The sequence below is a fragment of the Halorussus vallis genome (assembly GCF_024138165.1).
GTDB lineage: Archaea > Halobacteriota > Halobacteria > Halobacteriales > Haladaptataceae > Halorussus > Halorussus vallis.
In genome coordinates, this window is record NZ_CP100001.1 from 246,696 (window position 1) to 259,082 (window position 12,387).

The 12,387-nt window shown below is 68.1% G+C and carries 9 protein-coding genes; 4 read left to right on the plus strand and 5 right to left on the minus strand.

The features are described from left to right. Nucleotides 1-37: 37 nt before the first annotated feature. Together pdhA and NGM07_RS21325 are read left to right on the plus strand one after the other, a co-directional pair. Nucleotides 38-1,183 carry a pyruvate dehydrogenase (acetyl-transferring) E1 component subunit alpha gene (pdhA, locus tag NGM07_RS21320; protein ID WP_253521135.1) on the plus strand — a complete coding sequence of 382 codons (1,146 nt, stop codon included), beginning with the start codon at nt 38-40 and terminating at the stop codon, nt 1,181-1,183. Continuing rightward, nucleotides 1,173-2,147, plus strand: coding sequence for an alpha-ketoacid dehydrogenase subunit beta (locus tag NGM07_RS21325; protein ID WP_253521137.1), 975 nt, complete (start codon nt 1,173-1,175; stop codon nt 2,145-2,147). Before pdhA ends, NGM07_RS21325 begins: the two co-directional genes overlap by 11 nt. Before the next feature lie 82 nt (nt 2,148-2,229). On the opposite strand, the gene NGM07_RS21330 is transcribed toward NGM07_RS21325, so the two are convergent. Beyond that, nucleotides 2,230-3,129, minus strand: coding sequence for a polysaccharide deacetylase family protein (locus NGM07_RS21330; RefSeq protein ID WP_253521139.1), 900 nt, complete (start codon nt 3,127-3,129; stop codon nt 2,230-2,232). Nucleotides 3,130-3,272: 143 nt separating this feature from the next. On the opposite strand from NGM07_RS21330, the gene NGM07_RS21335 reads away from it, so the two are divergent. Both NGM07_RS21335 and NGM07_RS21340 read left to right on the plus strand, forming a co-directional pair. Further along, nucleotides 3,273-4,226, plus strand: coding sequence for an AAA family ATPase (locus NGM07_RS21335; protein WP_253521140.1), 954 nt, complete (start codon nt 3,273-3,275; stop codon nt 4,224-4,226). A 108-nt stretch (nt 4,227-4,334) separates the two neighbouring features. Next, the gene (locus NGM07_RS21340; RefSeq protein ID WP_438267722.1) at nt 4,335-5,261 is read left to right on the plus strand and encodes a DUF7537 family lipoprotein; all 927 of its coding nucleotides are present in this window, start codon (nt 4,335-4,337) and stop codon (nt 5,259-5,261) included. A gap of 432 nt (nt 5,262-5,693) precedes the next feature. Here NGM07_RS21340 and NGM07_RS21345 read toward each other — a convergent pair whose 3' ends face one another. The 4 genes from NGM07_RS21345 to NGM07_RS21360 all read right to left on the minus strand — a co-directional run bounded on the left by NGM07_RS21345 (nt 5,694) and on the right by NGM07_RS21360 (nt 12,387). Further along, entirely contained in the window at nt 5,694-8,360 is a 2,667-nt protein-coding gene (locus NGM07_RS21345) for a heavy metal translocating P-type ATPase (RefSeq protein WP_253521143.1), read from the minus strand. A 195-nt stretch (nt 8,361-8,555) separates the two neighbouring features. After that, the gene (locus tag NGM07_RS21350) at nt 8,556-9,611 is read right to left on the minus strand and encodes an ABC transporter permease (protein WP_253521145.1); all 1,056 of its coding nucleotides are present in this window, start codon (nt 9,609-9,611) and stop codon (nt 8,556-8,558) included. Then, the gene (locus NGM07_RS21355; RefSeq protein ID WP_438267723.1) at nt 9,608-10,684 is read right to left on the minus strand and encodes an ABC transporter permease; all 1,077 of its coding nucleotides are present in this window, start codon (nt 10,682-10,684) and stop codon (nt 9,608-9,610) included. Before NGM07_RS21355 ends, NGM07_RS21350 begins: the two co-directional genes overlap by 4 nt. A gap of 47 nt (nt 10,685-10,731) precedes the next feature. After that, nucleotides 10,732-12,387 (minus strand): ABC transporter ATP-binding protein, encoded by a 1,656-nt coding sequence (locus tag NGM07_RS21360; protein ID WP_253521149.1) that lies wholly within the window; start codon nt 12,385-12,387, stop codon nt 10,732-10,734.

Here is a 12,387-nt window from a genome sequence, read left to right on the forward strand (position 1 = left end):
CACCGCTACCTAAGTACGACGCCGTGGTACGCCGTCTGTGACCCGCGAACGAGTGGCCGAGTTCTCGGTCGAGTACGTGCAGGCACTGGACGAGTCCGGCGAGGTCGACTCAGCGGAGGCGCCCGACCTCGACGACGAGGAACTGCTGGAACTCTACCGACTGATGCGACTCTCGCGGCGGATGGACGAGCGGGCGGTCGCGCTCCAGCGCCGGGGCGAACTCGGAACCTACGCCCCCGGCGTCGGCCAGGAGGCCGCCCAAGTCGGGTCGGCGACCGCGCTGGCGCCCGAGGAGTGGATGGTGCCGTCGTTCCGCGAGGGCGCGGCGTTCCTCGCCCGGGGTGCGCCGATTCACCGCATCCTCTGGTACGCGATGGGGATGGAGGAGGGCGCGGAGGTCGCCGGACCGAACTTCCCGCCGTCGATTCCGGTCGGCTCGCAGGCGCTCCACGCCGCCGGCATCGGGTGGGGCAAGGAGATAGCCGGCGAGGAGGAGGCCGCGCTGGTCTACTTCGGCGACGGCGCCACGTCGGAGGGCGACGTCTACGAGGCGATGAACGTGGCGGGCGCGCTCGACGCCCACGTCGTCTTCGTCTGTCAGAACAACCAATGGGCCATCTCGACCCCGCGCGAGAGCCAGACCCGCGCTGAAACCATCGCCCAGAAGGCCGTGGCGGCGGGCATCGAGGGCGTGCAGGTCGACGGCAACGACGTGCTGGGTACCCGCGCGGTCACCCGCGACGCCCTCGAATCCGCCAGACAGGGCGACCCCGTGCTAATCGAGGCGCTGACCTACCGGCGGTCGATGCACACCACCAGCGACGACCCCAGAGTCTACCGGACCGAAGAGGAGGAGACGGGGTGGGACGCTCGCGACCCCATCGTCCGGTTCGAGCAGTACCTCGAAGCCGAGAGCATCCTCGACGAGGAACGGGCGGCAGACATCGCCGAGGACATCGAGGCGCTGATCGCCGACGAGATAGACCGGGCCAAGGAAGGGCAAAAGCGGGTCGTCCCCGCCGAGATGTTCGACTACGTCTTCGCCGAACCGACGCCCGAACTCCGGCGCCAGAAGGCCGAGTTCGAGCGCGAGGAGGGCGACGGCGAGGTGGCGACCCCCGAGGAAGGGATGAGCGGCGAGGAGCGCGCCGGCGGCGGGGAGGTGTCGGGCCGTGGCGAATGAGATTCGACTGGTGGAGGCGATCCGTCAGGCGCTCGACGAGGAGATGGGCCGCGACGACTCCGTCCTCGTCTACGGCGAGGACGTGGGGGTCAGCGGCGGCGTCTTCCGGGCGACCAAGGAACTCCGCGACGAACACCCCGACCGGGTGTACGACGCACCGCTGGCGGAAGCGGCCATCCTGGGGCTGGGTGTCGGCCTCGGGGCGACCGGGTTCAGGCCTGTCGCCGAGATACAGTTCGCCAGTTTCGTCTACCAGGGGTTCCACCAGTTACAGCAACACGCCGCCCGCCTGCGGAGTCGGACCCGCGGGACGCTCGGGGTCCCGATGACGATTCGCATGCCCTACGGCGGCGGCATCCGGGCGCTCGAACTCCACTCCGAGAGCTTCGAGGCGGGGTACGCCCACCTGCCGGGGCTGAAGACGGTGGTACCCTCGAACCCCGCCGACGCCAAGGGGCTGTTGACGTCGGCGGTCCGGGACCCCGACCCGGTGGTGTTCCTCGAACCGACGAGTCGCTACCGGGCCTCCCGGGAATCCGTCCCGGAAGGCGAACACACCGTCCCGCTCGGCGAGGCGAACGTCGTCCGCGAGGGCGAGGACGTGACGGTGGTCGCGTGGGGTGCGATGCTCGCCGAAGCGCTGAGCGCGGTCGACGACGGCGACCTCGACGCCGACGCCGAGGTCGTCGACCTGCGGACCGTCTCGCCGATGGACTCGAAGACGATACTCAACTCGGTCCGGAAGACGGGACGGTGCGTCGTGGTCCACGAGGCGCCCCGGACCGCGGGGCTGGCCGCCGAGATAATCGCCCGCATCAACGACGACGCGCTCTACTACCTCGAAGCGCCGGTCGAGCGCGTCACGGGATACGATGTGCCGTTCCCGCTGTTCGCCCGCGAGGAGGCATACCGGCCCGACGCCGAGCGCATCCGGCGGGGTATCGAACGCGCGCTGTCGAGGTGACGGCGGTTCCGCGAAACGGGACTCACCGCCGGACGAAGGGCGGCGCCAACGGTCTCGTCGCGGCGGGGCGTTCGCCGAGTAGTCAGACGTAGTCGCCTTCGCTCTCGTAGACCGTCGGGTCGTCCTGATACTTGCGGGCGATATCCTCCAGGGTCGTGAACTCGGCGTTCTCGTGGCCCTTCACGTACTGGATGAACTCCTCCAGGTGCGAGATCATGTGCGGGAGTCCGTGGAGGTCGGGGTGGATGGTGAAGGTGTAGACGCCCGCCCCGCGCCGATTGTAGAGGAAGTCGAACTGGCGCTTGTAGTACTGCTCGTACATCATCTCCGGGTCCTTGTAGCCGGCGTGGTAGAGCGGCTGTTTGATGAACAGCATCGGCGGGATGTCGTCGCGGTACCAGCTGATGGGTATCTCGACGACGTCGGTTTCCTCGCCGTACTCGTAGGGCTCCATCCACGACTGGGCATCCTGGTCGTAGTCGATGGGCGCCCACTCGTCGCCCTTGCGCATCCACCCAGGCTCGAACTCCCGCTCCATCAGACTGCTGTCGTAGAGGAAGTCGTGTTTCTCGACGAGTTCGGGCGTGTTCTCGCTGAACTCCCACCAACTCGCCCGGTGGCCGACCGGGCGCTCGCCCGAGACTTCCTCGATCAGGTCGATGGACACCTCCAGAATCTCGTCCTCTTGTCCGCGCGAGAGGTCGGTCGGGTTCTCGTGGGAGTAGCCGTGGACGCCGAGTTCGTGGCCGGCGGCCGCGACGTCCTCGATTTCGTCGCGGAACGTGTCTATCGTGTGGCCCGGGACGTACCACGACGTCCGGACGTCCTCGTCCTCGAACAGTTGCAGGAGCCGCGGAATCCCCTCGTTGCCGGCCGACAGCCCGCGCGAGAGGTCGGCCGGAGAGTCCGCACCGCCGTACGAGCCGAGCCAGCCGGCCACGCAGTCCGCGTCCACGCCGATTGCGACGTCGATGTCCCCCATGGTGGCGCCACCTCCGACGCGCATCGGGGAAGTAGTTGTGGCCTGCCCTGCGAGCGACAGAGCGAGCGGTCGGTTCCGACGCCGGGACGAAACCCGGTCGCCGAGGGAGAATATTCATAACGAGCCTTTGAGAGGAACCGAACATGGACCAGTCGACGGCGACGAAGCAGTGCGAGCAGATACTCGACGCGATCGGCGAGGCCGTGATCGCCGACCGGGCGTTCCTCGAAACGGTTCTCACCGGCGTCCTCGCCCGAGGGCACGTCCTGCTCGAGGACGTGCCGGGAACGGGCAAGACGCTCACCGCCCGGAGTTTCGCCGACGCTCTCGGCCTGTCGTTCAACCGCATCCAGTTCACGCCCGACCTCCTGCCCGCCGACATCACGGGGTCGAACGTCTACGACGAGAACCGAGGCGAGTTCCGGTTCTCCCCGGGTCCCATCTTCGCGAACGTGGTGCTGGCCGACGAGATCAACCGCGCGCCGCCGAAGACCCAGGCCGCCCTGCTCGAAGCCATGGGCGAGGGCCAGGTCACCGTCGACGGCGAAACCCGCGAACTCCCCAAGCCGTTCTTCGTCATCGCGACCCAGAACCCCGTCGAGCAGGAGGGCACCTTCGGCCTCCCGGAGGCCCAGCGCGACCGCTTCATCGTCAAGACCGCGATGGGCTACCCCGACTTCGACGGCGAACGGGAACTCATCGACCGGCGGGCGAGTCGCGTCTCGAAGGCGCCGAGCGTCTCGTCCGTCATCGACGGGAGCGTCGTCGCCGACCTCCAGCAAGTACTCGAATCAGTGCGTGTCGACGGAAAACTCCGCGACTACGTCGTCGCGCTCGGCCGCGAGACGCGCACCGACGACCGCGTCGAGGTCGGCGTCTCGCCCCGCGGCGTCCAGCGACTCTTCGAGGTCGCCCGCGCGACGGCCGTCGTCGCCGGCCGCGACTACGTCGCGCCCGACGACGTCAAGCGCGCCGTCGGTCCGACGTTCGCCCACCGACTCGTCCTCACGGACGAGGCGCTCGTCCGCGACGTGACCCGCGAGGCGGTCCTCGACGACGTGCTCGACCGGGTCGAGGTCCCCGCCGTGACGACGTAGGTCGGGGCGAGCCACCGGTTTCGAACCTTCGCACGCGTCGAGTAGCGGTGCGAGTACGTTCGACCACCCAAAACCTTTTGAAAGTTGTTGTAGTTCCTATACGTCTCCATGTCCTCGCACCGACCGAAACAGACCGGTGTTCTCGCCGTCCTCCTCGTCGTCACCGTCGTCTTAGCCGGGTGTGCCGGAGCAGGAAATTCGTCACCGACGACCGCCGCTCCGGATGCGATAACCACGACACGGCCGACCATTACACAGTCGACTACCGCACAGCTAACCAATACACAGCCGACCACAACATCGAACGACACCACTCGGCTCCCGCCGGGAGTGACGGCGAACGGAATCGAAGAGCCGTCGGCGCTCGTCGAAGCCCACCGCCGGGCGCTCAATAACACGTCGTTTACCGTCGTCGAGGAGCGGATTACCCGGGTGAACGGCACGGTCGTCGTCCGGGGAACCGCCCGAGCGCGATTTTCACAGTCGAACGGGCGCTATCTGTTTCGGTCGAACTCCACCGTCGTCAACGGGTCGGCGGACCAGGATGTCCGATTTACCCGGAGTATCTGGTCGAACGAGACGACGACGGTTCGAAGGGTCGTGTTCTCGGACGGAACCGTCCAGTACGAAGTGGACCCACCGGGTGTGGATCGCCTCCGAGACGCCGCTACGGGCGGCGAGCGCCTCCGTGCGTTGTTCGCCGATGGGAACGCGACCGTCGAATCGACTGTCGAGCGGAACGGAACGACGCTGTACGAGATCGTTTCGACCGGCCGAGCGTCCATAGCCGTCGCTACCGAGAACGCATCGAACTTCACGCTGACCGCCTACGTCGCACCGAGCGGCGTCGTACGCGAGTATACGGTCACCTACCCGACGACGTGGAACGGCCAACGCGCCCGGATAACCGAGCGGCGGCGGTACGTCGAAATCGGGTCGACGGCGGTTCGCCGGCCTGCGTGGGTGACGGAGGCGACCATCAACGAGACGACGGCGTCCAACCCGTATGCATACTCCGTGTTCCGCACTCCGTAACCACCGGTCGTGAGTAGTCCGGAGCGTCAATCCCACGTCCCCTGCGTCCCCGTTCGAGTACCGTCGCACCGGACCATCGGCTCATCGAGATGGACGGGTCGGAAATCGATTCCCCGAGGGCGGAAGTCCACGCCGAGTCGAACGGTCTGAATCTTCCCACTCGCCATTTTTGATGGCTCCACGTCTCGGAAGTCGAGCGTCGCCCGCTGACGTTCGTCCTGCACGCGAGTACTCACTTCGCTGCTGGCGAGGACTGCACGCCGTCGAAAACGATCGGGGGAGGACATGTACCCGCCGTACCACATGTAAATCCATATGCTTGACGGCGGTACATCGAGCCTCGGAGACGAGACGTTCGCACCACGGACGTGACGAATCGGCGTTCTCGTTCCGGGGTAAAGACCGGAGAAAAAACCGCGCTACCGACTGCCGTTACCTCAGGAATCCGAACAGTTCGTAGTCGTGGTCGGGCGTGTACCTGCGGAACAGCAGGCTGTTGGTCAGCACGCTCACGCTGGAGAACGCCATCGCGGCGGCCGCCAGCACGGGCTGGAGCAGGCCGAGGCTCGCCAGCGGAATCATCGCGGTGTTGTAGCCAAGCGCCCAGAAGAGGTTCTGCTTTATCTTCGACAGCGTTCCCTCCGAGACGCGGATGGCCTTCAGCACGTCGGCAGGGTCGTCGCGCATCAGCGTCACGTCGGCGGCCTCGATGGCCACGTCGGTGCCGCTCCCGATGGCCGCGCCGACGTAGGCCGCGGCGAGCGCGGGAGCGTCGTTGACGCCATCGCCGACCATCATCGCGTTGCGACCCTCCGACTGGATGTCCTCGACGGCGTCGGCCTTGTCCTCGGGCAGCACCTCCGCCCGAACGTTCTCGGGGTCGATGCCGACCTGCTCGGCGACCGCGCGGGCGGTGCGCTCGTTGTCGCCGGTGATGAGCATCACGTCGCGACCCGACTCGCGGAGGTCGGAGACGGCGCGCTCGGCGCTCTCCTTCACGGTGTCGCTGTCGGCGACCACGCCCGCGAGGCGGTAGTCTCGCGGCTGGTCGCCGCTCGACCGTTCCGAGGCGCTTCGCGCCTCGCGGACCGCGACGAGCATCGCGGTCTTGCCCTCGCGTTCGAGCCGTTCCATCGTCTCCTCGGCGGCCGAGGCGTCGACGCCCTCGTCCTCGAGCAGTTTCCGGTTGCCGACCAGCACCTCGCCGTGGCTCGTGGTCGCCCGGACGCCGTGTCCGGGGACGTTCTCGAAGCTTTCGGGGTCCTCGACGGTGAGGCCGCGTTCCTCCGCGCCCGCGACGATGGCCTCCGCGAGCGGGTGCTCGCTACCCTTTTCGGCGCTGGCGGCCGCCGCGAGGACGAAGTCCTCGTCGGCGGCCGCGGGTTCGGACGCCTCTATCGCACCCCCGTCGGCCGCCGGTTCGCCGCCGTCAGCCGCCGCGCGCTCGGACCCGCCGGCGGCGGGTCCGAGCGCGACTACGTCGGTCAACTGCATCTCGCCGCGGGTCAGCGTGCCGGTCTTGTCGAAGACGACCGTGTCGACGTCCTTGACGCGTTCGAGCACGTCGCCGCCCTTGAACAGCACGCCGTTCTGGGCGCCGATGGAGGTGCCGACCATCGTCGCCGCGGGCGTGGCCAGTCCGAGCGCGCAGGGGCAGGCGATGAGCACCGCGGAGGCGAACACGACCACCGCGAACTCGAGGGTGGTGATGGTGCCGCCCGCGACCGCCGGCCCGCCGGCGACCAGCCCCCACAGCGGGAGACTGCTCACGAACCCGGCCAGCGCCTCGGGGAAGAGGTACCAGACGACGCCCCACAGCAGGGCGTTGGTGATGACCGCCGGCACGAAGTACGCCGAGATGCGGTCGGCCACCTGCTGGATCTCTGGCTGGCGGCTCTGGGCCTCCTTGACTAGCTGGACGATTTGCTGGAGCGCGGTCTCGGAGCCGACCTTCGTCGCCTCGACCCGGAGGATGCCGTTCTCGTTGACGGTCGAACCCACGACCTCGTCGCCGGGCGACTTCTCGACCGGCACCGACTCGCCGGTCACCATCGACTCGTCGACGGCGCTGTCGCCCTCCCGGACCACGCCGTCGGTCGGAATCTTCTCGCCGGGCCGGACGACCATCACGTCGCCGACCTCGACCTCCTCCAGCGGAATCTCCTCCTCTTCGCCGTCGCGGACGACCGTCGCGGTGTCGGCCTCCATCTCCAGCAGTTTTCGCAGGGCCTCGCTGGCCTGGCCCTTCGAGCGGGCTTCGAGGTAGTTGCCCAGCGTGATGAACACCAGGATGAGCGCGGCCGTCTCGAAGTAGAGGCCGCCCGAGAGGCCGAACAGGACCGCGACGCTGTAGAGGTAGGCGGTCGACGACCCCAGCGCGATGAGCACGTCCATGTTCGCGGTCCGGTTCTTGACGAGCGCGGTGTAGGAGTTCTCGTAGAACTCCTTGCCGAGGAAGTACTGGACCGGCGTCGCCAGCCCGAACATCACCCAGGGGAGCGGAATTCCGAAGACGGCGTCGCCGAGCAGGCCGTCGAACAGGAAGTGTTCGAGCATGAAGAACACGAGCGGCGCCGACAGCGCCGCGCCCAACAGGGTCAGATTCCGCTGGCGACGAATCTCGGCCTGTCGGGCGTCCTCGCGTCGGTCGCCCGCAGTTTCGCCGTCCTCGTCTGCGTCGTCCTCGCGGATGGGTTCGTAGCCCGCTCGCTCGATGGCGTCGTAGAGGTCCGAGAGGTCGGCGTCCTCGGGGTTGTACCGCACCGTCCCCTCGTCGGTGGCGTAGTTGACCTCGGCGTCGATGACCCCCTGCGTCTCTTCGAGAGCGGTCTCGTTGGCCTGCGAGCAGTTCGCACAGGACATGCCCGAGATGCCGACGGTCACCTGCTGGCTCACGGGGTCGTAGCCCGCGTCCTCTATCGCCCCGTAGATGTCGGCCAGCGACACCGCCTCGGGGTCGTACTCGACGGTGGCCTCGTCGGTGGCGAAGTTGACGTTCGCCTCGACGATGCCGTCCAACTCCCCGAGGGCGTCCTCGACGGTGCCCGAGCAGTTGGCACAGCTCATTCCTCGGATTTCGAGGTGCGTTTTCCTGGCCATGTCTGTCTCTTGTCTACATCTAGGGGAGCCATCTTAAAGCGACTTTCCCCTTACGAACCCAGCCTCCTGAGGATGAAATTCTTAGATAGTTCGGCAACGACGGCGTGGACTTTCGTTCGGCGAACCGAATCGGTCGCCGAGTTCGATTTCCGACGCGGGGTCGTTCCGAAACCGGACGCGGGCGCTCGGGCGGTCCTACTCCTCGGTGTCGTAGGGTTCGCCCACGGCCGACGGCGTCCGGGTGTACCCGACCAGCGCGAGCACCACGAGCACGGCGACGTAGGGGAACAGGCCCACGATACTGCCGGGTAGCGAGATGCCGATGGTCTGGAACTGGACCTGGAGCATGTCCATCGCGCCGAACAGCAGCGACGCGCCGAACGCGCCCAGCGGGTTGTAGTTGCCGAACAGGTAGGCGACGATGGCGATCCAGCCCCGGCCGTCGACCATCGTCACGCCGGTGCCGGTGAAGCCGCTGCCGATGCCGACCGAGAGCACGCCGCCGGCCAGTCCGACCAGCGCGCCCGACAACAGCACTGCGGCGTAGCGGACGCGGTTCACGTCGACGCCCGCCGTGTCGAGCGCCTCGGGATTCTCGCCGGCGGCCTGAACCCAGTAGCCGTACCGTGTCCGGTAGAGCACGACCCACGCGACGACCGCGAGGACGACGGTGAACAGCACGAGCGGCGAGGCGTCGAACAGCAGGCGGCCGACCACCGGGATGTCGGCCAGCACCGGAACCGCGAGGTCGTCGATGTTCGGCAGCGACGGACTGGAGACGCCGCCCCAGACGACCGTCGCGGTGAACGGGCCGAACCCGAGGCCGATGAACCAGACTGCGAGTCCGGCGACGATCTGGTCGGCCTCGTAGCGAATCGTCAGCACGGCGAATATCGCGGTCAGTAGCGTGCAGACGACCGTCGCGGCGACGATGCCGAACCAGAGGTGGGCCTGCGTGACCGCCGCTCCCTCGGAGGGGAACCAGGCCGCGGCGGCGGCCGTGAGCGCCCCGAATATCATGAACCCCTCCAGACCGATGTTGAACACGCCGCTCTTCTCGGCGTAGAGGCCGCCGATGGCCGCCAGCGCGATGGGCGTGGCGGCCTGGAGCGCCCGCTCGAACGTGCCGACGGTGAACAGTTCGACCAGCGGCAGGTCCAGCGCCGCCGTGAGAATTCCCAGCACCACGACCAGCGCCGCGAAGACGCCGAGGGCGAGTCGGTTCCTCGCCGCGCGGTCGGCGACGCTCATCGATCGTCACCCCCCAGTCCGGTGCGCTTGCCGGCCATCCGGAACAGTTCCGGCGTGGCGACGAACAGCACGACGAGGCCGACGACGCCGTCGACCAGTTCGGGCGGCACGTCGAGCGTGAAGCCGATGTACTGGCCGCCGGCGTCCAGACCGCCGAACAGCAGGCCGGCGGGGACGACCCCCAGCGGGTTGTTGGCCGCGAGTAGGCTCACCGCGATGGCGTCGAAGCCGAACCGTGGGAACGTGCTCGGGTCGCTGTAGTAGCCCAGTATCATGATGGCGAAGACGGCGCCGGTGAGTCCGGCGACCATCCCCGAGAACGTCATCGTGGCGACCACCGTCTGCTTGGGGTCGACCCCCGAGTAGGCGGCCGCCGGTTCCTGGTGGCCGCTGGTGACCAGGTCGTAACCGAACCGCGTCCGGGCCATCACGACGTAGACGACGACCACCGTCGCGAGCGCCACGCCGAGTCCGATCACCGAGAACGACGCGCTGTCGAACACGAGCGACGGGAACTGGACGTAGTCGGGGAACTGCTCGGTGTTGGGCGCGGAGGCCCCCGCGGGCCGGAGGTAGCGGTCGACGACAAAGAAGACGACCCCCGACGCGATAAAGTTGAGCATGATGGTCGTGATGACCTCGTTCGCGTCCGCGTAGGCCTTCATCAGCCCCGGAAGCGCGGCGTACGCGCCGCCGGCGACCATCGCGGCGACGACGCCGAGCACCACCAGCAGGGCGCCGCCGACCGCGCCGGTCGGCAGCACGGGCGCCAAGAACAGTATCGTGACCGCGGTCGCGAATCCGCCGACGACGAACTGGCCTTGGACGCCGATGTTGAACACGCCCGACCGGAACGCGACGGCGACGGCCACGCCCGCGAGGATGAGCATCGTCGACTGGCGGAGCGTGAACGCGACGTTCGCCCGGCTTCCGAACGCGCCGTAGACGAGCGAGGAGACGAACTCGACCGCGTCGTAGCCGGAGGCCGCCACGATGACCGCGCCGAGCGCCAGCGCCATCGCCGTCGCGGCGACGGCGATGGCGAACCGCTCCAGCACCGTCGCACGGAGCATCCGGTCGGCCGCGCGGTCGACGACCGCGCGGCCGGCGTCGGCGCGACTCACGACTCGACGCCTCCTTCGCGCGCGGATTCGGCCGACTCCTCGGAATCCGCGGCCGAGTCGGCGGAGTCCGCGGACTCCGCCGACTCGGCAGTCCGGTCGCTCCGGTCGGCCGCCTCGTCTCCCGATTCGACGGTTTCGCCGGCCATCAGCAGGCCGAGTTCCCGCTCGGTCACCGCGTCGGGGTCGACCACGTCGACGAACTCGCCCTCGTACATCACCGCGATGCGGTCGGCGAGTTTTCGGACCTCGTCGAGTTTCGACGAGACAAGCAGGACCGCCATCCCCGCGTCGCGCATCTCCAGCAGGCGCTCGTGGATGAACTCTATCGCGCCGATGTCGACCCCGCGCGTGGGGTGGGACGCGACGACGAGGTCGGGTCGGTGTTCGAGTTCCCGGCCGACGATGAACTTCTGCTGGTTGCCGCCCGACAGCGACGCCGCCTCCGCGTCCGCGTCCGAGGGCTGGACGTCGTAGCGGTCGACGATCTCCTCGGCGTGGTCGCGGACCGCCCGCCAGTCGATGAAGCCGCCGCGTTCGTACGGTTCGACGGTCTGGTTGCCGAGCAGCGCGTTCCGGACCAGGTCGTAGTCCTGGACTAGCCCTTCGGCCTGCCGGTCCTCGGGAACGTAGGCGATGCCCGACTCGATGCGGCGGCGGCGACTCGCGTCGGTGACGTCGACGCCGTCGAAGGTGACGGTGCCCGAGTCGACGGTCCGGAGGCCGTTGAGCGCCTCGACCAGTTCGGCCTGACCGTTGCCTTCGACGCCCGCGACGCCGAACACTTCGCCCTCGCGGACCGCGAAGTCGACGTCGCTCACCTGTTCGAGGTCGCGGTCGTCCCGGACCCGGAGTTCCTCGACCGAGAGCGCCACCTCGCCGGGGACGCTCTCGCGCTCGGGGTAGTCGAACAGCACGTCGCGGCCGACCATCAACTGGGCGAGTTCCTCCTGTGTGGTGTCGGCCGCGTCGACGGTGCCGACGTTCTTCCCGTCCCGGAGGACGGTGATGCGGTCGGCGACCGCGAGCGCCTCGTCGAGTTTGTGAGTGATGAAAATGAGCGAGCGCCCGCGGTCGGTGAGTTCGTCCATCACCTCGAACAGCCCCTCGACCTCCTGGGGCGTGAGGACCGCGGTCGGTTCGTCGAGCACGAGAGTGTCGGCCCCCCGGTAGAGGCTCTTGACGATCTCGACGCGCTGCTGGACGCCGACGCCGAGTCGCTCGACGCGAGTGTCGAGGTACCGGTCGACGTCGAAGCCGTAGGTCGAACAGATCTCCTCGATGTCCTCCCTGGCGCTCGCCTCGTCGACCAGCCCGTTCTCCGTCGGTTCGTGGCCGAGGACGACGTTCTGGACCACGGTCATGGTGTCGACGAGCTGAAAGTGCTGGTGGATCATCCCGACGCCCGCGTCGATGGCGTCGCGCGGGGAGTCGAAGGTCCGGCGCTCGCCGTCGACGTAGACGTCGCCCGCGTCGGGTTCGTACAGTCCGTAGAGGACGCTCATCAGGGTCGTCTTGCCGGCCCCGTTCTCGCCGATCAGGGCGTGGACCGTCCCCTTCCCGAGCGAGAGGTCGACGTCGTCGTTGGCGACGACGTCGCCGAAGCGCTTGGTGATGCCGTCGAGTCGGACGGCGGGTGCTCGTGTGTCGCTCAT